Origin of the sequence: Priestia sp. AB, from assembly GCF_028369225.1 — a bacterium.
GTDB classification, from domain to species: Bacteria; Bacillota; Bacilli; order Bacillales; family Bacillaceae_H; genus Priestia; species Priestia megaterium.
In genome coordinates this window covers 892,122-913,019 of record NZ_JAQMYN010000001.1, presented here as the reverse complement: position 1 = coordinate 913,019, position 20,898 = coordinate 892,122, and the positions used below count along the sequence as shown (strand labels likewise).

At 38.1% G+C, this 20,898-nt stretch carries 22 protein-coding genes; 7 read left to right on the top strand and 15 right to left on the bottom strand.

Features of this window, described 5'->3' with window-relative positions:
* Nucleotides 1-8 precede the first annotated feature (8 nt).
* Entirely contained in the window at nt 9-431 is a 423-nt protein-coding gene (locus POF52_RS04660) for a GtrA family protein (RefSeq protein WP_271990151.1), read from the bottom strand.
* 158 nt (nt 432-589) lie between these two features.
* Entirely contained in the window at nt 590-1,915 is a 1,326-nt protein-coding gene (locus POF52_RS04655) for a metallophosphoesterase (RefSeq protein WP_271990148.1), read from the bottom strand.
* Nucleotides 1,916-2,136: 221 nt separating this feature from the next.
* Here POF52_RS04655 and POF52_RS04650 point away from each other — a divergent pair, with 221 nt between their 5' ends.
* On the top strand, nt 2,137-3,522 hold the full coding sequence (locus tag POF52_RS04650; protein WP_271990146.1) for a protoporphyrinogen oxidase: 1,386 nt from the start codon (nt 2,137-2,139) through the stop codon (nt 3,520-3,522).
* Nucleotides 3,523-3,996: 474 nt separating this feature from the next.
* Here the strand turns inward: POF52_RS04650 and POF52_RS04645 are convergent, their stop codons facing one another.
* From POF52_RS04645 to POF52_RS04630, 4 genes are all read right to left on the bottom strand, one after another.
* Nucleotides 3,997-4,848 (bottom strand): VOC family protein, encoded by an 852-nt coding sequence (locus POF52_RS04645; protein ID WP_271990143.1) that lies wholly within the window; start codon nt 4,846-4,848, stop codon nt 3,997-3,999.
* A gap of 202 nt (nt 4,849-5,050) precedes the next feature.
* Nucleotides 5,051-5,989: an MBL fold metallo-hydrolase gene (locus POF52_RS04640; RefSeq protein ID WP_271990140.1), complete on the bottom strand. Its 939-nt coding sequence runs from the start codon at nt 5,987-5,989 to the stop codon at nt 5,051-5,053.
* A 24-nt stretch (nt 5,990-6,013) separates the two neighbouring features.
* Nucleotides 6,014-6,940: a DMT family transporter gene (locus POF52_RS04635; RefSeq protein ID WP_271990137.1), complete on the bottom strand. Its 927-nt coding sequence runs from the start codon at nt 6,938-6,940 to the stop codon at nt 6,014-6,016.
* Nucleotides 6,937-7,419, bottom strand: a complete 483-nt coding sequence (locus POF52_RS04630; RefSeq protein WP_271990134.1) for a GNAT family N-acetyltransferase — start codon at nt 7,417-7,419, stop codon at nt 6,937-6,939. The genes POF52_RS04635 and POF52_RS04630 overlap by 4 nt, the downstream gene beginning before the upstream one ends.
* A 220-nt stretch (nt 7,420-7,639) precedes the next feature.
* Here POF52_RS04630 and POF52_RS04625 point away from each other — a divergent pair, with 220 nt between their 5' ends.
* Together POF52_RS04625 and POF52_RS04620 are read left to right on the top strand one after the other, a co-directional pair.
* A complete protein-coding gene (locus POF52_RS04625) occupies nt 7,640-8,260 on the top strand; it encodes a LysE family translocator (protein WP_271990131.1) in 621 nt (206 codons plus the stop codon).
* Nucleotides 8,261-8,537: 277 nt separating this feature from the next.
* Nucleotides 8,538-9,971 (top strand): alanine/glycine:cation symporter family protein, encoded by a 1,434-nt coding sequence (locus POF52_RS04620; RefSeq protein ID WP_271990129.1) that lies wholly within the window; start codon nt 8,538-8,540, stop codon nt 9,969-9,971.
* 62 nt (nt 9,972-10,033) lie between these two features.
* Here the strand turns inward: POF52_RS04620 and POF52_RS04615 are convergent, their stop codons facing one another.
* On the bottom strand, nt 10,034-10,486 hold the full coding sequence (locus POF52_RS04615; RefSeq protein ID WP_271990126.1) for a CBO0543 family protein: 453 nt from the start codon (nt 10,484-10,486) through the stop codon (nt 10,034-10,036).
* 157 nt (nt 10,487-10,643) lie between these two features.
* Nucleotides 10,644-11,609: a bile acid:sodium symporter family protein gene (locus tag POF52_RS04610; RefSeq protein ID WP_047930712.1), complete on the bottom strand. Its 966-nt coding sequence runs from the start codon at nt 11,607-11,609 to the stop codon at nt 10,644-10,646.
* 290 nt (nt 11,610-11,899) lie between these two features.
* On the opposite strand from POF52_RS04610, the gene POF52_RS04605 reads away from it, so the two are divergent.
* The gene (locus POF52_RS04605) at nt 11,900-13,006 is read left to right on the top strand and encodes a mechanosensitive ion channel family protein (RefSeq protein ID WP_025750169.1); all 1,107 of its coding nucleotides are present in this window, start codon (nt 11,900-11,902) and stop codon (nt 13,004-13,006) included.
* A gap of 40 nt (nt 13,007-13,046) precedes the next feature.
* On the opposite strand, the gene safA is transcribed toward POF52_RS04605, so the two are convergent.
* The 5 genes from safA to POF52_RS04580 all read right to left on the bottom strand — a co-directional run bounded on the left by safA (nt 13,047) and on the right by POF52_RS04580 (nt 17,260).
* Complete coding sequence (gene safA / locus POF52_RS04600; RefSeq protein ID WP_271990119.1) at nt 13,047-13,670, bottom strand: SafA/ExsA family spore coat assembly protein; 624 nt, start codon at nt 13,668-13,670, stop codon at nt 13,047-13,049.
* Nucleotides 13,671-13,807: 137 nt separating this feature from the next.
* Nucleotides 13,808-15,172, bottom strand: a complete 1,365-nt coding sequence (locus POF52_RS04595; RefSeq protein ID WP_028415084.1) for a hemolysin family protein — start codon at nt 15,170-15,172, stop codon at nt 13,808-13,810.
* A gap of 612 nt (nt 15,173-15,784) precedes the next feature.
* Nucleotides 15,785-16,015: a hypothetical protein gene (locus POF52_RS04590; RefSeq protein WP_042452607.1), complete on the bottom strand. Its 231-nt coding sequence runs from the start codon at nt 16,013-16,015 to the stop codon at nt 15,785-15,787.
* A 114-nt stretch (nt 16,016-16,129) separates the two neighbouring features.
* Nucleotides 16,130-16,849: an NAD-dependent protein deacylase gene (locus POF52_RS04585; protein ID WP_176583289.1), complete on the bottom strand. Its 720-nt coding sequence runs from the start codon at nt 16,847-16,849 to the stop codon at nt 16,130-16,132.
* 12 nt (nt 16,850-16,861) lie between these two features.
* Entirely contained in the window at nt 16,862-17,260 is a 399-nt protein-coding gene (locus POF52_RS04580) for a universal stress protein (protein ID WP_013058676.1), read from the bottom strand.
* Between the two features lie 158 nt (nt 17,261-17,418).
* Between POF52_RS04580 and POF52_RS04575 the strand changes: the two genes are divergently transcribed.
* Nucleotides 17,419-17,562, top strand: coding sequence for a hypothetical protein (locus POF52_RS04575; RefSeq protein WP_013058677.1), 144 nt, complete (start codon nt 17,419-17,421; stop codon nt 17,560-17,562).
* 26 nt (nt 17,563-17,588) lie between these two features.
* On the opposite strand, the gene pfkA is transcribed toward POF52_RS04575, so the two are convergent.
* Entirely contained in the window at nt 17,589-18,548 is a 960-nt protein-coding gene (gene pfkA, locus POF52_RS04570; RefSeq protein ID WP_013058678.1) for a 6-phosphofructokinase, read from the bottom strand.
* Between the two features lie 345 nt (nt 18,549-18,893).
* Here pfkA and POF52_RS04565 point away from each other — a divergent pair, with 345 nt between their 5' ends.
* On the top strand, nt 18,894-19,571 hold the full coding sequence (locus tag POF52_RS04565) for a C40 family peptidase (RefSeq protein WP_016765281.1): 678 nt from the start codon (nt 18,894-18,896) through the stop codon (nt 19,569-19,571).
* A gap of 139 nt (nt 19,572-19,710) precedes the next feature.
* Nucleotides 19,711-20,253 (top strand): 5' nucleotidase, NT5C type, encoded by a 543-nt coding sequence (locus POF52_RS04560; protein ID WP_271990108.1) that lies wholly within the window; start codon nt 19,711-19,713, stop codon nt 20,251-20,253.
* 151 nt (nt 20,254-20,404) lie between these two features.
* On the opposite strand, the gene POF52_RS04555 is transcribed toward POF52_RS04560, so the two are convergent.
* Nucleotides 20,405-20,530: a hypothetical protein gene (locus POF52_RS04555; RefSeq protein ID WP_013058681.1), complete on the bottom strand. Its 126-nt coding sequence runs from the start codon at nt 20,528-20,530 to the stop codon at nt 20,405-20,407.
* Nucleotides 20,531-20,898: the final 368 nt, after the last annotated feature.

The following is a 20,898-nucleotide window of genomic DNA, read 5'->3' as shown; positions in this document are numbered from 1 at the left end:
GCTAGAAGCTAATCATGTACGACGACTGCTTCTTTTTTTGTATTAAATACAAAGTATTTTTGACCCGTATAATTTAAAAGCGTATACAGACCTGTTCCAATTAATATACCGACATCTTTTTTGAACGGATGCACAGCAGCAGGAAGTTGATGCAATAACCAGCTGGAGAACTGCAGTCCAATATAGTAAGACAAGCCGTAGCAAACGCCGATAACCAAAATAAAACGCAGTATGCTTGTAGATAAATGAACTCCGCTTTTAAACGTAAATATTCGATTTAACACGTAGCTGACGACTGCTCCTGCTGTATTTCCGATAAACGTTGCTGCCCAGTAATGATGAAAAATATGAAGCAGCACATACATAATGGAAAGACCTACTGCTGTATTGACCAGTCCCACTACTAAAAAACGTACAAAAGATCCTTTCATACAAACTCCTTTTGATTTTTGATACTTTCATGAAAATTACATATTATGACTTTAAATACAGTTTCAGTGTAGCAACTCCACTTAAAAATCTAATGAAAATAACATTAAAAACAGATGAAAAAAGCTAAAAGAATCAATAAAAATTAGGACTCTTTTAGCTATTTAGTAGAGCCTTCAATGATTAATTTTTGGTCGCTTTGATTGTCAAACGCATCCACTGCCGCTACTTCTATTTGATACGCAGTATGAGGCTGTAAACCTGATAACGGAAGACTTAGAACATCCGGAACGGGATCGCTGTAGTATTGAGAAAATGCATTATATGTTTTGACCACTTCTCCAGTTTCTTTATTTTTGACGGTAATGCGATAAGAATGAACCATCAGATTATCCACCGCTTGCGTAAACTGGATATACAGCTGATTCGATGAAGCTTTTTCTTGTATAACAGAAATAGTAGAGCTTGGCAGAAAAATCGGTTTTACTAAATCTCGTTCATTCGTGTAGTGAAACTTTTTTGCATCTGCAGGTATGTTAATTTCCCACGCTTCTCCTGTCCACTTATTTGCGTGAAAATCCCGCCTTTTAACGACTACTTTTCGATTATAAACCTCTACAAGAAGACCTTGACTCACATCTCGGTAGCCAGGAGGAAGTTCACCTTGTAAATATCCGGCACCAGGCCATATATACCGAACAGAAGACGTTGCAAGAGATGTAAAATCTCTTTGAAAAATAGTACGAGGATCGTCCAACGGATGGTGGGTATGACCAGAAAATGTAATGACTTGCGGAAAAGGTTTTAACGTATTGTAAAGAAGCTGTTCATTCACTTCTATCCCCCATCTGTTTTTCCCGTACAGTGTATTGTTAATAGGCTGATGAATAAAGACAAAAATCGGTTTTTTAGGATCGTCTCGCTTTGCTATCTTCAACTGTTCAGCAAGCCAGTTAATTTGTTTGACTGAATAATCACCGGCGGTCAGACGGCTTTCTGTTCCAAGCATGATAAAATGATATCCTTTTATCACTTGGTGAAAATAAAGAGCTTTCATTTTAGTTTTAGATAAAAAACGCTGCTGCGCTTGCTGATTGGTTACGCTGTCCCTGTATTCATGATTACCAATCGTAAAAAGAGATACGGCCTGCGGCTGTTTATTTTGATTATAAATAGAAAAAAAGCGGTCGTATTCTTTTAACGCGCCGGTATCAGCCAAATCTCCTACTACTACAAATACATCTTGTTTCGGTGCCTGTTCATTTAACTGCGTTAATGCATGTTGAAAAGTACGCAAATCAAGCGTTCCTGTTTCCTTAATATGAACATCACTGATCACAGGAAAAACTAGCTTTGGTTCGATGTATCCGCTTCGTCCGCTCTTCTCTTCGGCTCGTACGTTTAAGGTAATACCGCATATAAGAACACTTATTAATACTAAAGCGAGCCAGTCTTTTTTCAGCGTTTCCATAAAACCGCCGAGCATGATGCTTCCTCCTTTCTTCACTGCTGCGTCTCAGTCATTTTCTCTACGTGTATGAGCTTTTATTTTATGTAATTTCAAAATATCTAATCGTATAGTTTCAATATTTCTTTTCGTGTTTGCACACACTATGTTCACAATCAATTCATTACACTTTTCCTAGTCATAGTGGTATGATTTTCGTATATTACAGACTAATTGTTGAAAATGTAGGAGTGAATATTTTGAAAACGGTCGCTGTTATTGGAGGAGGAATTACGGGCTTAACCACTCTGTACTATTTGCAGAAACTAAAAAGAGAACGTAATCTCCCGCTTAAATTATTATTACTAGAGAAACATGCCCATCTAGGAGGGAAAATCAATACGCGTGAAGCTGGGGAATTTATTATGGAAACAGGGGCGGATTCTATTGTAGCTCGAAAAGAAAACGTTATGCCCCTGCTAGAAGAGCTGTACTTAACAAACGATTTAGTCTATAACGAAACGGGCAAATCATTTATTTACTCTGCTAATGAGCTGCTTCCAATTCCTGAAGATACCATGTTCGGTATTCCAACAAGCGTGGAATCTCTTTTTAAGAGCGAGCTGATTTCTTCAAAAGCTAAAATTACAGCTTTAAAAGACTTAATTACTAAAAATACAACGTTTACGAAAGACAGCTCAATTGGACTCTTTTTAAAACATTTTTTAGGAGAAGAGCTAGTAGAAAAGCAAATTGCACCTATTTTATCGGGCGTCTACTCTGGCGATTTAGACAAACTTACGATTTCTTCGACTCTCCCGTATCTGCTCGACTATAAAAACACGTACGGCAGCATCATCAAGGGAATGGGAGCCAATGAAAAAAAATTTAAAACGGCAGGAAATAAAAAATTCATTTCGTTTAAACAAGGTTTATCAACGATTATTCACCGCTTAGAAGAAGAGCTTTCTGATGTAACGATTTTAAAAGATACGCCAACCACCAGCATAAAACGGAACGGTGAACGTTACCAAATCAGTACGCCGGGGCAAGCCCATTCAGCGGATTACGTGGTGTTAGCTACACCGCACACGGCTGCTCAGCAACTGTTGAACGATCCCGAATTAAACGAAGACTTTGAGCAGTTAAAAGATTCTTCTCTCATTAGCGTGTACATCGGCTATGACGTTCCAGACGAATACCTTCCCGCTGAAGGCACCGGGTTTATTGCCTCTCAATCAAGCCACTTAATCGCCAATGCCTGCACGTGGACGAGCAAAAAATGGGCTCACACCTCTAAGCGAGGGAATTTGTTAGTTCGCTTATTTTATAAAAGCACGAGTCACCACTTTGACACCCTGCGGACGATGTCAAAAGCAGAGCTGCTAGCAGTGGCACAAAAGGACATTGAAAACAGCTTAGGAATCAAAGAGCAGCCCATTGAAAGCGACGTAACCAATTGGGATAAATTGATGCCTACCTATCACCTTAAACACGGTGAACTTGTACGCAGCTTGACTCAAAAATTGCATGACAAGCACCCCGCTATTACATTAGCCGGCTGTTCTTACTATGGAGTAGGCATTGCAGCGTGTATAACAAACGGCAAACAAACGGCTGAAGCTATCTCTCAACAGGTGACTTAAAAAAGGTTTGAAAACAATAAAAGGCCTGAAAATAAATATATTATTTTCAGGCCTTTTATTACCTTTTCGTTAGCATATAAAGCTACTTTCCTTACTATTAACAACTCTTTTATCGCTTTTCTTTTTGCAAAGCAGCAGTAGCAAACAATACAAGATAGCGCTCGTCTGAAGTTAATCTAAGCCAATGTTTCACTTTATATCTCACAGGTTTCCGCTCCCTTCTTTCAAGGTTTTATATGAAAAGACTTTATATAAAGATTCAATAATGATAAGAAATGATGCTTGATATGTATTTTATTCCCACGCCCGCTTGTTTACAAACTTTTTTAAACGTAAGACTCTTCGTTTATTTCCCTGAAAATAACACCGTTTTCGCCATTATCATCTTACTATTTGAGAAAAAAGTGTACATTTCTTTCCTATTTTGACGAACATTGCGATAAATAAAAGCTGCCAATTGCGGCAGCTTTTATGTTAAAGGACTAATCTAATTATATTGCCTGATGGATCTTTTGTGATGAAATCTTGGTTTTCTTTAGACACAGCTGCTCCGATTTCACGAAGCTGATTTATTGCCTGCTCCCTTGCTTCTCCAGCTGGAAAAACAAGTGTAAATGACTCTAAACCAACGCTGCTTTCAAGAGGACTAGGCGCTCCAATTCCATTCCAAACGTTTAGTCCGATGTGATGATGATAGCGCCCAGTTGAAATAAACAATGCTTGATTATGGTAATTGCTCACAACCTCAAAACCTAATCCATTTCGATAAAAGTTTTCCGTTTGCTCTAATTCAGAAACGTGAAGATGAATATGTCCCATTAAGGTAGCTGAAGGTAATCCTGTCCATGGTTTACCGTTTCCTTCAGCTAATATCGCTTCTGCATCTAAAGGTTTTGTAGCCATTACTACTTCACTGTCATTCCATTCCCATGTACTTGACGGACGATCTCGATAAATCTCTATGCCGTTTCCATCTGGATCTGCCAAGTACAGCGCTTCGCTCACTAGATGATCAGACGCCCCTTGAAGCGGATAACCGCTATTTAACAAATGCTGCAGTATACTTCCTAAATCAGAACGAGTCGGCAACAATAGAGCAAAATGATATAAGCCTGTTGTACGAGGCTGTTTTGCTGTAACGTTTTCCGGCTGTTCAATCGATAAAAGCGCTGTGTGTCCATCAGCTGTTAACAGAGCTTTGTTCTCTTTTCTCCCTAAAAGCTTAAACCCGATTATTTGCTGATAAAAAGCAAGTGAACGCTCTAAATTTTCTACTTTTAAATTTACTTTCCCAACAAATACATGGGGTGCACGGTGAAAGTTCATGATTATTTCTCCTTTTGAATATATCATTTTTTAATTAACTTACTTTATGTAACTAATTATATTTTTATAACTTTATTTCGTCAAGTTATTTATTTTACTATCATAACTTAAAGCTTGTATCACTGCACAACCAATTGAATAAGCCCGCCTGCTCATAACATAGTATGAACAGGCGGGCTTATTTGCCATTATGCATAAACTATCAAAACTGTTCTCTGCTTTTGCGCTTGACATTTCCATTAACAAAATACTGTATTCTCTCTTTTTGCTCATTTGTTGGCTTCTTATACGTTTCATATTCAAACTGAAAACATGCTTTTTCTAAATCGACTTCATTTCCTACAATTTCTCCAATCGCACTCAATTGGTTTAAATCTCTCCAAAGTTCCTCAGAAGTTTCAGGGTCAAAATGAGATGAAAGATAATACTGCGCATCATATTTTTTAAGTTCTCTTTGAATCCGCTCAAAGTCTTCTTTATCATAGCTCCAGTCACCGCTATAAAAGTCTGGGCATAGACAATCACCTAAAAACAGGACTTTTTCTTGGGGTATGTAGACAATGGACGAGTCCTGCGCGTGTACCCCTCCAATATGCTGAATACAACAAGTAATTCCACCTAGGTCAACTTCCATATGATGATGAAACGTTACGTCCGGCTCCTGTAAAATTAACGTGTCTCGACACGGCATTTCTTTCTTGATCATATCCCGGCAAAACTCGATTTCTTCCCCCTCCTGAACGCGTTTATCCAAGGCATCATCGTCCCAGCGCAGTGTCTTTAAATAAGCCAGCTTTTTCTTCGTTAGATGATGGCTGATTGTATACTTGTTCATGGCATGAATGCCAAATGTATGATCCCAGTGCCAATGCGTAATAGCTACTCCTTTGATTGGAGGCACGCCCATTTTTTCAACTTCTTCTAAAAATAATGATGCATGCGCAGGAGAATTCCCGGCATCTACGATGAAACTATACTTCTCCCCGCATATAAGCCCGAGCACCGGCCGATCCGTTTCTTCAGAATGAGGAAAGTAATAAACATGGTCCGTTAGTTTTTTCAGCATATTTACACCCGCTTTATGTAGTTTAATAAAAACCGCTTCACTAAATGGTAAATAATGATAAATAAACTGTATCATACTCGGTGCTGCTTGCCTATCCAATTAGCTGATATTGGACTTTTCTTGAAGAGCTATGACTTTTTCCGGCTCTTCTGCTTTGTACTTTAAGAAGATCATCACACTAATCATCACAATCATCCCTCCCACTAGCTGAGAAACAGTGGTCATTTCTCCAAGCAAGAAATAGGCGAGAATGATGGCACCAATTGGCTCTCCTAAAATAGCCATTGAAATCGTTGTAGCACCTACGTAATTTAACAGACAGTTAAATAAGGCATGACCAAAAATATTAGGAATAAGCGCTAAAAGCAAAAAGATCCACCAGTCTTTTGATTCATACTGAGTGAGCGATATATGTGTCCAAACATTGTAGACAAATAGAACCAGGCCACCGATTAAAAAAACGGCGAAGCTATAGATGATTGAAGGCATTTTCCTGCATAATTCTTGCCCTGCAAGCATATGAACAGAAACAGCTACTGTACCTACAATAGAAAGTAAGTCTCCGTAAAGAGCCGTTTTGGATACTCCGATATCTCCCGATGCGATAATCACTGAGCCGCTAACAGCAATTAAAATGCTGATAATTCCTACTTTGCTTGCTTTTTCTTTAAATAAAAAATAAGCTCCTATCACTACGAAGACCGGCTCAAGCGCAGTCAAAATCATAGCGCTAGCAACTGTTGTATGTGAAAAAGACTCCATCCAAAACAGAAAGTGAAGCCCTAAAAACACGCCTGATACAGCTAGCATTAGCCAGTCTTTCACCGTGCTGTTTTTAAAAAGAATTTTCATTTTCCTCCATGGTAAAAACGGTAAAAATAAGAGGACTGTAAACAGCAGTCTATACATTCCTAAAATAGAAGCAGGTGCGTCCGACCATTTAATTAAAATAGAAGAAAAAGAAACGGCTAATACACCGATTAAAAGAAAGACAGGAGGCGGTAAAGGAAGAGTTGATTTATTCATGCCATTACTCCTTTTAGAATCTCTTTTTTCATATTTACTACGGGAATATCCACTCCCCCTCTATGTACGATTTCTTTTTCCTCTATGTAAAAGCCCATTGATTCATACAAAGCTATATTACGAGAAACGCTCATTCGCACCTTGCATGATAAACTTTCCTTGCCACACTCTTTGGCGTACGTTTCTAGCCATTGAATAAGCTGCTTAGCCATTCCTTTTCCTTGAAAAGCAGGAATGACAGACAGACGGTAAAAATATAAGCTCGTTTCTTCTAGCGTAAAACGCGCCATCGCTACCGGCTCATTTTCGACGTATAAAATGACAGCTTCTTTTCCGTGCTTTAACGATTGCATAATAGATTCTATCGTTTCATCAAGAGCACTGGACGGTGGGACAGAATCGCGATATACGGAGAAGGCTTGCAGCATAAGATCGTGAACTGTAGAAGCGTCCTCTGGCTGTGCTAAACAGTACTTCATAAATTTTACCCTCTTTCTATAAAAATTAAGTATATCGAATTATTATACAACATCACCTATTTTTTTCCTACACCCTTTATTGATTTTTATTAGGAGAAATAACCTCTTTTTATGCTTTTATGCCTGCTTAACTTTACTCCATTAATCTATTAATTCATTAGCACACACTCTTGAGAACTTTTTGTCGAAATGGTTAAAATTCTTTTGGGAGGGAATCATCATGACATTTTCTTGGCTTATACCTTACATAGCCGTGTCACTTATCATTGTCTTAATACCAGGACAAGACATGATTTTTGTAATGACACAAAGTATTGCTTCAGGTGTCAAAGCAGGCATCAAAACCGTATTGGGATCTATTACGGGAACATTTGTACATACTCTTTTAGCCGCAGTGGGGCTATCTATTATCTTTCAAAAATCAATTATAGCCTTTATGATTCTAAAGGTTGTAGGCGTTCTGTACCTGCTGTTTTTAGCATACCAATCGTTTCGCGAAAAAAGCGGTCCGTTGGAATTAACAGAAAGCGTTCAGCAGCACCATCACTTTAGAAAAGGATTTGTTAGCAACTTAACCAATCCAAAAGTAGCTATTTTCTTCATCACGTTCTTACCGCAGTTTGTTAATTCGTCTCTTGGACATGTAAGCTTACAGATGATTTTGTTCGGTATCATCTTTATCGCCGAAACGCTCATCATCTTTTCACTTATTGCGCTATTTGCTTCTGGCCTTGGGAAAAAAGTCAAAAAAAGCCGCATCTTTCAGCACACATTAAAATATGTAAAAGGAACGGTTTTTGGCGTACTTGGCCTAAAACTTTTATTTTCTAGCAACAATTAAGTAAAACAAAATGAAAATTCTTTCATCCCTGCTGTTATCGCCTTTTCATACCCGCTTCATTTGTCATATCACCCTATTTTTCCATGTGAGGTTAGTTGACAAAAGACCAAAATTATTATTTTATATATATATAAGGTTCAGATTCAGCAACAAGATTCGACAAGGATAATGAAGAAAAACAGCGGGGAAATAGGGAGATTTATCTAAATAGAGGGAAAATTCTATAAATTCACGTTTTTTATTATTATTCTACTATAATTCATGAAGAGGTGAAACTATGCAAGAAGTAGTTCAAGGTTTTGTTAGTTCAATCAACGAATTTCTTTGGTCCTACTTACTGATTGCGATGCTGATTGCATTTGGTTTGTTTTTTACATTCAGGTCAAAGTTTTTACAAATTCGGTTATTAAAAGAAATGATTCGTGTATTAAAAGAAGGTGCGGATAGCTCTTCTAAAGACGGAATTTCGCCATTCCAAGCGTTTTGTATCAGTATGGCAGCCCGCGTTGGTACGGGGAACATTACAGGTATTGCGATTGCGATCGCCTTAGGGGGACCTGGTGCTGTATTTTGGATGTGGGTGCTTGCCGTTATTGGCTCAGCTTCAGCATTTATCGAAAGTACATTAGCACAAATATACAAAGTAAAAGACAAAGACGGCGGCTTCCGAGGCGGACCGGCTTACTATATGGAAAAAGGATTAAAGAAGCGCTGGATGGGCGGACTGTTTGCTGTCTTAATCACTTTATCGTTCGGCTTAATTTTTAATGCTGTACAATCGAACACGATTACTCTTGCGTTTGAAAATGCGTTCGGAACAAATCGTTTAGTGTTAGGAATTATTATGACAGTAGCTTTCGCTGCCATTATTTTTGGCGGAGTTAAGCGTATTGCAAAAATGTCAGAATACATTGTGGTAGTACTGGCTGTTGCCTACATTGGCGTAGCACTCTTTATTATTATTATGAACATTCAAGAGATGCCTTCTCTTATTGCATTAATCGTAAAAAATGCATTTGGTTTCGAGCAAATTGCCGGCGGTTCTCTTGGAGCAGCTCTTATGCAAGGAATTAAACGCGGCTTATTCTCAAATGAAGCTGGTATGGGTAGTGCTCCAAATGCAGCTGCAGCTGCAACAACGAGCCACCCGGTAAAACAAGGATTAATCCAAGCTTTTGGTGTATTAACAGATACGCTTATTATTTGTAGCAGTACTGCCTTTATCATTTTGCTTTCAGGTGCTTATACAAATAAAAATTTAAGCGGTATTGAGTTAACACAAGCTGCTTTAAGCACTCACATCGGTTCTTGGGCTGCTGGTGCTCTTGCGATTATGATTTTCCTATTTGCTTTTAGTACATTAATTGGTAACTACTACTACGGAGAAACAAATATTGAGTTCTTGAACACAAATAAAGCTTGGCTGATGACTTATCGTGTTGCTGTACTTGCAATGATTGTGTTCGGTTCTATTTCTCAAATTCAGCTTGTATGGGATTTAGCAGACCTGTTTATGGGCTTTATGGTAGTAGTCAACTTAATCGCCATTCTCTTGCTCTCGAAAGTGGCCTTTGCCGCACTCAAAGATTATCTTGCCCAAAAGAAAGCTGGAAAAGACCCTGTCTTCTATCAAGACAGCATTTCTGGACTTGATAATATTGAAGCGTGGGATCATTCAAAAGATAAATCTAGCTCGAAAGAAGCGATCTAATAAAAAAAGCCGTGAATATTCACGGCTTTTTTTGTGTGCAAATTCACTTTTTTTTCTTTCTTCTAGTGAAGCAGTCTAAGACTAACCAAATACCTATAGTATAAATAAATCACGCCGTACGGAATCCAGTAGGAAAAAAATGTCCAGCCGAGATTCCATCCGTTTCCGTATGTAACTCTTTCCATATACACATACGTTCCTTCTAAAAATGTTGTAAACAGCGCAATAAGAAAAATAAAAAAATGAGGCTTTCCAATTCGCTGGATTAAAAAAATCATATAGCTGGCCAATACAGGATAGACGCCTAAATTAAAAGGCAGCGCTTCTAATGCTGCATTTTCTAAAGAAGTGCGGAGTTTCCAAAAACCATAATAGCTCCCTAATTCATTGATAACGATTGCTAAAATGCAAAAAGCAGTTCCTACTAAAGGCAGTAAACGACGATTTTTAGGATGTAAATAGAGTGTGCCAAAAATCCAAGGTAAAACAAACGCCAGCGCTATATTGATAAGCACAAATATCCGACCTTTTTCTTCCTAGTATGCCACACCGTTCCTTTTTCTAATCGTCTCGTTACCTTGAACGCAGCAAGCGTACAAGCCCCTTATCTCTCCTCATTAAAACAGAGTGCTTACTTTATGATTACTGTGGTTCGTCCCTTGCTTCTTCCATTTATTTTAACGAAATAAACTCAGCGTCTTTTTTCTCGTAATAGTTTTGAACTAAACGCCCTGATAAAGCAGCTAATACCTGCTGAAATAACATCCCCAGCACAACCGGTACAGCAACGGGAGCCGGAAAATAAGATACGGCTAACACGGCTCCGGCGCTAATATTTCTCATGCCTCCGCAAAACGTAAGCGTCACAACTTTTGCTCGATCCCATCTTAGCCATTTGCCAATCATCCAGCTGAAGAAATAACCAGCTGAACTCATTAAAAAGACGATCACGATAATAAACAGCAGTTTTTTATCAATATGTTTTAAATAAGGTGCAATTACTCCTCCATTTATCATAACCATCACACTTAACCCTATTTTCGAAACAGGTGCCAGCTTTGGTCCTAATGTCTGCTTAATTGTTCCTTTTGTATATTGATTTAAGCACATCCCTAACAAAGATGGAAGGACAATCATAAAACATAAATCTTTGACTAACTTTAGCGCTTCCAAATGCACGGTGTCTCCAACTACCCATAAAAGCGTATAAGGAACGATAAGCGGCGCCAAAAGAGTATCAATTAAAATGATGGATAGCGCAAGAGGAATGCTTCCTTTGTAAATCGAGACCCATATAAAACTAGTCACGCCTGTTGGAATAATCGCTGCTAGCAAAAGACCCGTGCTTGTAAATACATCATGCGGAAAAATCACTTGGCCAACGCTCCAAGCCCACGCTGGCATAAAAATATGTAAAACAAACAGGGCCATAATGATTGGAAATGGACGGTGTATCGTGGCATTTAACTGGTGAAAGTTTGAATTCAAACTTCCGGCAAACGTCATTAATGCAAAAAGCCAGGGAATTAAGAAGGCATACTGACTTAATGACGAACCGATAAGAACTCCTATGAGCAAGCTGACCGGCGTAATAAACGGCATCAATTTTTCTAGCATTTTATTTAATTGACTTAACAAAACTTTTCCCTCCAACGAACGTTTTCAATAAATAATAAGATACATTAACGTTTATAATATTATCTATTTATTATACAACTTATTTTCAGACTGTTGTCTGTCTCTTTTACTAAAAAGAGATATATTCATAATTATCACTTAAATAGATTTACGGGTATTTTTATGCTATTTTAATAGGGAAGAAGCTTTTAAAAAGCATGAATTTAGGGTACAGTACATTCTACATAGACATGCTTCAATTGACGGATATAAATGAACTGTAGCACAGTTTTGGTAATTAGGAGGATTGTATGGATTTTTTAAAGTCTCTGTCATCGTTGGATGATTGGAAAAAAATCGTGATTGCGATTGGGATCTTTTTGATCTTTTTGATTCTTCGCAAGCTGTTCACGACTTATTTGTTTAAGTTTATTATTGGTTTTGTCAAAAATAAAAAAATCAATTTAATTACGAGCGTTTTAGAAGCTTTTGAAAAGCCGCTGCGCTGGATTTTTGTCATTATTGGTTTCAAGCTTGCTCTTCCCTATCTTCCCTTTGATGTTTTAACAGCCGATACGGAAAGACATTTAGTTCGTTCAGCTTCTGTTGGCCTTGCAGGATGGGGCTTGTATAATTTAGCTGCTTCTACCAATTTATTTTTTGCAACGTTTGCCAAAAATTTTGATATCCAAGTGGATCGAATCATCATTCCTTTTATTGAAAAGTTCATCCGCATCGTTGTTGTTATGCTTTCTATCTCCATCATCGCAGAAGAATGGGGTTTTAACGTAAACGGCTTTGTAGCAGGTCTTGGCTTAGGTGGTCTTGCTTTTGCCCTAGCCGCAAAAGACACCGTTAGTAATTTATTCGGCGGAATTGTGATTATTACCGAAAAGCCTTTTACCATTGGAGATTGGATTAAAACACCGAGTGTTGAAGGTGTTGTAGAAGATATTACGTTTCGAAGCACCAAAGTTCGAACGTTCGCTCAAGCAGTGGTAACGGTTCCAAATGCTACTCTTTCTAATGAGCCTATTATTAACTGGGCTAAGATGGGAAAACGTCAAATTGCCTTTCATTTAAACTTGAATTATAATACACCAAAAGAAAAGTTAGAAACCGTAGTGGCAAGAATTAAAAAGATGCTGACTGAGCACGAAGAAATTCACAATGAAACGATTCTGGTTAACTTTGACGGTTTTTATGAATCCAGTCTAAATATCTATCTGTATTTCTTTACAAATACAACCGTTTTTGCTGATTATTTAGATGTAAAAGAAAATATAAACTTCGAAATTATGGACATTCTCGAAGAAGAAGGCGTAGAATTTGCTTTCCCTACGCGCACACTCATCGTTGAACAGGACGGAAAGCTCTCTGGCAATCCAAAAGAATTTCTAGAAAGTGCTCGAAGCTAAAAAAAGCTGACTTAATAGTCAGCTTTTTTTCCTTTCTTTTTTAGTTTGAAATGAACATTTGAGTCCAGTAATGACCGTAGCTTCCGCCTTTAGCGTAACCTACTCCGATTTCGGTAAATTGACTTGATAGTATGTTTTTACGGTGACCTTCGCTATTCATCCATGCGTTAACCACTTCTTTTGGAGTTGCTTGTCCAGCAGCGATATTTTCACCTGCTGTACTGTATGTAATACCAAATTTTTTCATCATGTCGAACGGACTTCCATATGTAGGCGATGTATGACTGAAATAGTTTTTATCAATCATATCCTGCGATTTATAGCGAGCAACGCGAGCTACTTCCCAATTAGATTTTAAAGGTTTAAGCCCTACTTTAGCACGTTCTTGATTCACTAGCTGAACCACTTGCTCTTCGTATGAACTTCCCGCTTTATCTGTTGGTATGGTAATTTTTTGTCCCGGGTAGATCGAGTTAGGATTTTTAATAGCAGAGTTCGCTTCAATCAGCTCGGAAACGCCAACCTGATATTTTACTGCTATTTTCCACATCGTATCGCCCGATTGAACGGTATGTACGGTTGCTGCTTGCGCAGTGATATTAAGACCAAATGCTAGAGTGACAGACAACAATGTTACTAATAAAAGTTTTGATAGAGTTTTCATACTTTTATTAAAGCAAATTGATTTCAAGATTCATAGCGGTAATATTATCCCATAGTTCCATCATATGACTTTGTCATCTTCCCAGCACGCTTTTTCCATAAGAAAGGCGCATTGCTCTTTTGCAATGCGCCATTTTGTTACGAAGATAAAGCCTGTGACTGATTCATGTCTGACACATTAACCGCTTCATCCGTGCTTTGATGCACCTGACGTTTTTTGATCACATCAATATATTGAATGTGATGGCCTTCCATTTTCGTAACGGTAAAGTCATACTGATCAAAGCTAAGGCTTTCTCCTTGCTTGACGTCATATTTTTCCGTCAAGACCCAGCCTCCAATTGTATCAACATCCGTATCATCAATTGTTGTGCCAAGCAGCTCGTTAAGCTCACTTACTAATAATTTTCCATCTACAATATAATGATCGGGTTTGACTTTCTGAATTAATGGAAGTTCATCCGCATCAAATTCATCACGAATTTCACCGACAATTTCCTCTAAAATATCCTCTACTGTTACAATCCCTGCTGTTCCTCCGTATTCATCAATTAAAATAGCCATATGAATGCGTTCACGCTGCATCTTAAGCAATAAATCATGAATAGGAATCGATTCAATTACTTCAATAACAGGACGGATATACTGTTTTAAATCTATTTTTTCCTTGCTGTTGTTCATGACAATCTCGGTTAAAATCTCTTTCATATTGACCATTCCAATAATATGGTCTTTATCTCCATCGATGACCGGATAGCGGGTAAACCGCTCCTCTTGGACCATCTCAAGGATGTATTCGACCGTATCTTCCTGGTCAATCGAAACGACTTCCGTACGCGGCACCATAATCTCCTTAGCAACGCGATCATCAAAGTCAAAAATTTTACTTACATATTTAAACTCCGATTGATTGATTTCACCGCTTTTATAGCTTTCTGATAACAAGATGCGAAGCTCTTCTTCACTGTGTGCAAGCTCATTTTCTGAAGCAGGCTTTAGACCAAATAACCCTGTTATTAAACGAGAAGAACTGTTTAATAGCCAAATGAAAGGATAGGTTACTTTATAAAAGAGTATAAGCGGACGAACAAATAATAAAGTGACTTTCTCTGCTTTTTGAATTGCAAATGTTTTCGGAGCAAGCTCTCCGACCACAACGTTTATAAATGTAACAACCGCAAAAGAAATCGCAACAGATAGTACTTTTGTTAAAGCTCCGCTTATCCCTAGTTGATCAAGTAATGGGGAGAGGAGATGCGAAAGTGTAGGCTCTCCTAACCAACCAATTCCCAGCGCAGTAATCGTAATACCAAGCTGACACGCAGATAAGTATTCATCTAAATTTGAAATAACTTGCTTCGCAGCTTTTGCATTGCTGCTCCCTTCTGCTATAAGCTGATCCACTTTGGAACTCCTCACGCGAATAATCGCAAACTCGGTAGCAACGAAAAAAGCAGTTAATGCAATCAGTACCGCTAGTAAAATCAAGTTAAATATGTCCAATCAAGTTCCTTAGCTCGTTTAAAAACGAGTAAGGACTCACCTCCTAAAAAATAAAAAATTTGGATAAAGAACTCTATCCCTGTACTGATCACTTGGAAAAGTGCATATAAGGAGGAATCACATGATAAATGTATAAACATTTTTATATGGAGCAAAACTGCCAGTCTTTCTTCCTTATCTCACGTTTCACTCGTTAATGTAGCAGGTCATTCTTTATTCAGCTGTTCTAGATGTGAAGCAATGGCTCACTTCGCTTCATTTCATGATGTTGCTTCAGCGCTGATTCTCTCTTCCATTCATTTATAAAAAATTTAGTAGTTTACAATCTTTATAAAGTTAAAGTCTGTTAACGTCTTAAAAGAGCGATTATGTGATAAAGAGCGATATGCGTGAAGCAAATGTAGGTTTATATAATACTGTATTGTACGCTTTGACACTGGTGCATATAATGCTACTTCGCCAACGTGGTACACTGCCCCATCCAATCACCTCTATTTCCGTATATCTAAAAAGAATAAGGAATAATTATCCTATTTCTTTTTAAACTTATTGACTTTATTTTAAATGTTAAAAACTTTGCAGTCAAACGTTTTAGTTAGTCTCCTGCCCTTGCTATTTACTGGTGCGGCGATTTTTAGCAGGTAAATAAAAGCTTGCTGCTACACAAAAAAAACCAAGGACAAAACAGATAATGGGGAGTTTCATACCTATCGCTTCAGCATAATAAGTGAGACTCCTTCCGTGGATAGGGACAAGATTCATTTCAAAAATCAAAGTCAAAACAGCTGTCACTTTGAGTGCAATACCAACAATGAATAGACAAACTCTCAAGCCTCTACTCATATGCGCAAACATCCCTTCTATCCATTAGCGAATGGATGATGTACTACACCATATGATACATCCCTACACTTTATCACTAAATGCTAAAAAAGCGCTATGTCCATGCATAGACGCTTATAAATTTGCGACCACTTGTCCAATGGAATCATAGATAACCAAATCAAACAAATAATCGTAATGCGTAGGTTCTTTATTAATCATCACCATATTTGGACGATTGTACCGGCTCACAAGCAGCGGAATTTGATTAATCGGTGCTACTTCAAGCGATGAACCAAGCACGATGAATAAATCAGATGACAGCGCTGCTGCAACTGCTTCATCGAACTGATGAATGGCATCTCCAAAGAGAACAACATTTGGCTTTAAAAGGCGCTCACACGCTGTACACTGTGGGAGAGCTGACTGATTTAAATACGCTAAGTCATACTCTTTTTTACAGCTCGGACAATGAGCTCTCTTAATGGACCCATGAATTTCAAAAACGTTCGTGCTTCCTGCATCTTGATGCAAGCCATCAATATTTTGCGTAATCACATGCACGGTTTTGGCTTCTTCTAGTTCAGCAATAAAGCGATGGCCCGTATTTGCTTTATACTGATGCAGCATTTTAATATGAAAAATTTCTTTAAACAGCGGCCAAAATTCATGAGGATATTGCTCATAGAAGTCAGCAGCTACTATGTCTACAAAGCTTTTATTTTGGCGATATAAGCCATTTTGAGAGCGAAAGTCCGGTATGCCCGACTCTGTGCTCATTCCTGCTCCCGTAAAAAAACAAATGTGTTTAGCATCATCAATGAGCTGTTTTAATTCTTTGTACTGTTTTACCATTGCATTTCTCTCCTATTTAACAATTAGCACAGGAATCGTTACTTGCTGTGCAATCTTAGAACTCACGCTTCCAAGCAGCATGCCTTTTACAGGATTTAAACCTCTGCTTCCTATCACTACAAGGTCAAATGAATTTTGATTAGCAAATTGAATCACTGTTTTAGCCGCGTCTCCGTGCATAAAGGTAATCTCATACTCCACGTTTCCTTGCTTTAAAATTTCATCTGTTGTATGTATCCGGCTTTCCCGTTCCTCATCGCGGCTAAGTGATTTTAATCTTGAATCACCCTCTACTGCATAAATGACCTGAATAAAACTGTTTTCCGTCAGCTGAGCCAGCTGAACGGCTTTTTCTGTTGCTTTAGCTGCATGCTCTGAGCCATCTGAGGCAAGTAAAATTCGTTTAAACATCACGCTTCCTCTCCTCTTTTGTAAAATGGTCTTCTCTCTTTACTATATCACTCGCTGTTCAAATGTAATCATTTTTTTGATTATTTCTATAATTTTTAAAATTATTTGTCTACTTTTATGATAAACTGAAAGAAAACTTGTACAGAGGGGATGGAACGATGTTTGGTTTTGAATTAATTTGCACTTTTTGCAAAGGACTCGGAAAGCTAGCCGTTATTCCTGGTATCGGTTACATGAAAACATGCAAACACTGCGAAGGGACAGGGATGCAATCAAAAAAAGACGAAACTCCTTCCATATAAGAAGTTTCGCCTCAGCCATACTGTGATTAGATTGAAAGCTCTTTAGATAAACGGTACATATCAGCATTGATATGGTGAGGTTCACCTAAAATTTCCATAATATCATAATCTACAATTTCATTTTTACGGATACCGATTGCACGACCGCCTTTACCTTCTAGCAGAAGCTCGACTGCACGACCGCCGAAACGGCTTCCTAGCACACGATCTTGAGCAGTTGGGGAACCACCGCGCTGAATGTGTCCTAATACTGTTACACGCGTTTCAATACCTGCAGCTTCATGCAGCTGCTTCGCTACTTCATTACCATTGGCTACGCCTTCAGCTACTACGATAATGCTGTGCTTTTTACCGCGCTCTTGTCCTTTTCTCAAACGGTCAACCATTTCTTGGAACTCATCTTTTGCTTCTGGAATAAGGATTGTTTCCGCCCCGCCAGCAAGACCTGACCAAAGAGCAATGTCTCCTGCATTACGACCCATAACTTCAATAATAAACGTACGTTCATGAGAAGTTGCCGTATCACGGATTTTATCAATAGCATCGATAACCGTATGAAGAGCCGTATCAAATCCTAATGTAAAATCTGTTCCTGGAATGTCGTTATCAATTGTTCCTGGGATACCGATACAAGGGAAACCAAGCTCTGTTAGTTTTACAGCTCCCATATATGATCCGTCTCCACCAATAACTACTAAGCCTTCAATACCGTGCTTCTTAAGGTTTTCAATACCTTTTAAACGCCCTTCTTCTGTTTTGAATTCTGGACATCTTGCAGAATAAAGCATAGTTCCGCCGCGTTGAATGATGTCACCAACATCTCCAACTTCTAGCTTTTTAATATTTCCTTCTATTAACCCTTGATATCCTTGATAGATACCGTAAACTTCCATACCTTCATGAATTGCTTTACGCACAACAGCACGAACCGCAGGATTCATACCTGGAGAATCTCCGCCGCTTGTTAATACACCTATTCTTTTCATTACTTTCACCTCATCAAAGTCACATACATGACTACTATATTATAGTTCTACATTTTACCCGAGTTCGAACTTTTTGTGTAGTAATTCACAACATATTTCTTTGTTAAATTTTAAATGTACATACTTTTTCATATCTTTTAGTTATTTACCGTCAAATATTCAAAGTTTTTCTAGCAATATTGCACATCTAAAGAACCCTTTTGGTTACAGCTTTTATAAGACTATATTCACCTTTATATTTCATTTTTTTCATATATGTAATGAAATTGTAACGTAGAACACTGTCGAAAGATGATATGATGAATTTACTCAAATCAGGAAAAATTTTCAGGGGGTACTAGTTTTATGAAAAAAGTAATAGCAGCTCTTACGCTTGCTGGCGTTATTGTTTCTACTAGCCCGATTGTCAGCCAAGCGGCTCTAGGCGATCAAACGCTTCGCCAAGGCATGAATCACCAAGATGTTAAACAACTACAACAAACGTTGAAAAATAAAGGTTATTTTAAAGGGAATACGACTACATACTTTGGGACTGTTACAACTTCTGCTGTAAAATCATTTCAGCGCAAAAATGGACTAGCAGCAGATGGTATTGTCGGAAAGGGAACGTATGCTAAACTAGGGGTTTCAGCAAAGGGTAAATCGCCTTCTAGCTCAGCGCGCTATAACCCTAACGCAGTGATTAACAAAGGAAAACAGTATATGGGCGTTCGATATCGCTGGGGCGGAACAACGCCAAGCGGCTTTGACTGCAGCGGTTTTATTGGCTATGCGTTCAAACATGGAGGCGGGGTTCAACTTCCTCGAACAGTAGCTCAAATTTATCAAAAAGGAACGCGCGTCTCAAGTCCAAAAGCCGGAGATATTGTGTTCTTCCAAACCTATACAAAAGGGCCTTCTCATGCAGGAATTTATTTAGGAAATAACCAGTTTCTTCACTGCTCTTCATCTAAAGGTGTGAGCATCTCTTCTCTAAAAGAGAGCTATTGGAGCAAACGCTATTTAGGTGCTAAAAGAATGTAGTTTCTATAAATGGGGCAAGCTGTGCGATTTTGATGCGGCTTGCTCTTTTTCTGCATGTAAAAGATTTGGTATAGTAGAAGCAGTACATTACATTGCAAAACCAAGCGTGTAGATGAATAATGTAAAGGAAGTTGAATAAATGCACACCCTTTTAATTGACATGGATTCTGTCATTTGTGATCTTATGACGGATTGGCATAACCAATATAACAAAGATTATTGCGACAGCTTATCGGTTGAAAAGTTAAAATGCTGGAAATCAGAAAAGTATGTAAAGCCGGAATGCGGGACAAAAATTTATGACTACCTCGATCAGCCGGGGCTTTTTTTACATTTACAACCTCTGCCTCATGCTATTGAGGTTCTTAAACGACTTTATGAAAGGTTTTCGATTTTAATTGTCACAAGCAGCCGTACCTATGCTTATACAGAAAAAGAGCAGTGGGTTGAAAAACACCTTCCGTTTATCGGAAAATACAATATCGTATTTACACACCAAAAAGATAAAATATACGGAGACTTGCTATTTGATGATGCACCGCATAATTTGAAGGCTTTTCAAGCTACAGGTCGCCATGCTGTTGCCATGAACTACCCGTATAACGAAGAAGTAAATGTCCCTCGCGTGGACGATTGGCTTCAGTTTGAACAGTACGTAAATACTTATTTTAACGAATGTTAAGCTAAAAAAACACGTGGACTTTGTCATCAGAGAACGAATGCAGTGCGTCTGTTAGCATAGCTATAAGCATAAAAAAACCGCCTTTTGGGCGGTTTTTGACGGGTAGCCCCCTAAGGGTTATCCGCTTTTTATTTAAAAAAGATATCGTTTTTTAGTACTTATCAGCTGATGAGAAAAAGTCCATAATGGCATGGATAATTTCAACGGACTGAAAAGAAAACAATGATATGGCTGTTAATGAAAAGAAACCAATCATGGCCATACGTACAAGTAACATAGACTAATCGCCTCCCTGTTTTGAACTAAATGAACGCACCCAAAACAATTCGCTATCTGTCTTTGTTTGTACGACGTTTTCGCCAAGCAAAGGCAGCTCATTCACTGCGTGTAACAATGACAATGAATCTTCATCTTTCTCTTAAAGACTAAGCGTATAGTTAGTATATCAAATGAAACTTTTTCTTCAAGGCTATACTAGCGGTAAAAAAGGAAATAGTATGAAACGATGCGTTTTATCTTTATTTCATACAATTCAGTACCCTAATATTTATTATATTAAACTTTTTAAGAAAATTGCTACTATTATATCTTTTTTATAAAAAAGATAGTAAGACATAGCTATATACAGTAAACCTGCGTTCACCC

Bases quoted from the DNA above. Each gene is read 5' to 3' on its own strand.
- POF52_RS04635 (WP_271990137.1), bottom strand. From the start codon at position 6,940: ATGAATAAATCAACTCTTCCTTTACCGCCTCCTGTCTTTCTTTTAATC.
- POF52_RS04625 (WP_271990131.1), top strand. From the start codon at position 7,640: ATGACATTTTCTTGGCTTATACCTTACATAGCCGTGTCACTTATCATT.
- POF52_RS04585 (WP_176583289.1), bottom strand. From the start codon at position 16,849: ATGGTAAAACAGTACAAAGAATTAAAACAGCTCATTGATGATGCTAAA.
- POF52_RS04560 (WP_271990108.1), top strand. From the start codon at position 19,711: ATGCACACCCTTTTAATTGACATGGATTCTGTCATTTGTGATCTTATG.
- POF52_RS04605 (WP_025750169.1), top strand. From the start codon at position 11,900: ATGGATTTTTTAAAGTCTCTGTCATCGTTGGATGATTGGAAAAAAATC.
- POF52_RS04590 (WP_042452607.1), bottom strand. From the start codon at position 16,015: ATGAGTAGAGGCTTGAGAGTTTGTCTATTCATTGTTGGTATTGCACTC.
- POF52_RS04660 (WP_271990151.1), bottom strand. From the start codon at position 431: ATGAAAGGATCTTTTGTACGTTTTTTAGTAGTGGGACTGGTCAATACA.
- pfkA (WP_013058678.1), bottom strand. From the start codon at position 18,548: ATGAAAAGAATAGGTGTATTAACAAGCGGCGGAGATTCTCCAGGTATG.
- POF52_RS04655 (WP_271990148.1), bottom strand. From the start codon at position 1,915: ATGCTCGGCGGTTTTATGGAAACGCTGAAAAAAGACTGGCTCGCTTTA.
- safA (WP_271990119.1), bottom strand. From the start codon at position 13,670: ATGAAAACTCTATCAAAACTTTTATTAGTAACATTGTTGTCTGTCACT.
- POF52_RS04555 (WP_013058681.1), bottom strand. From the start codon at position 20,530: ATGTTACTTGTACGTATGGCCATGATTGGTTTCTTTTCATTAACAGCC.
- POF52_RS04580 (WP_013058676.1), bottom strand. From the start codon at position 17,260: ATGTTTAAACGAATTTTACTTGCCTCAGATGGCTCAGAGCATGCAGCT.
- POF52_RS04575 (WP_013058677.1), top strand. From the start codon at position 17,419: ATGTTTGGTTTTGAATTAATTTGCACTTTTTGCAAAGGACTCGGAAAG.
- POF52_RS04620 (WP_271990129.1), top strand. From the start codon at position 8,538: ATGCAAGAAGTAGTTCAAGGTTTTGTTAGTTCAATCAACGAATTTCTT.
- POF52_RS04645 (WP_271990143.1), bottom strand. From the start codon at position 4,848: ATGAACTTTCACCGTGCACCCCATGTATTTGTTGGGAAAGTAAATTTA.
- POF52_RS04565 (WP_016765281.1), top strand. From the start codon at position 18,894: ATGAAAAAAGTAATAGCAGCTCTTACGCTTGCTGGCGTTATTGTTTCT.
- POF52_RS04640 (WP_271990140.1), bottom strand. From the start codon at position 5,989: ATGATACAGTTTATTTATCATTATTTACCATTTAGTGAAGCGGTTTTT.
- POF52_RS04630 (WP_271990134.1), bottom strand. From the start codon at position 7,419: ATGAAGTACTGTTTAGCACAGCCAGAGGACGCTTCTACAGTTCACGAT.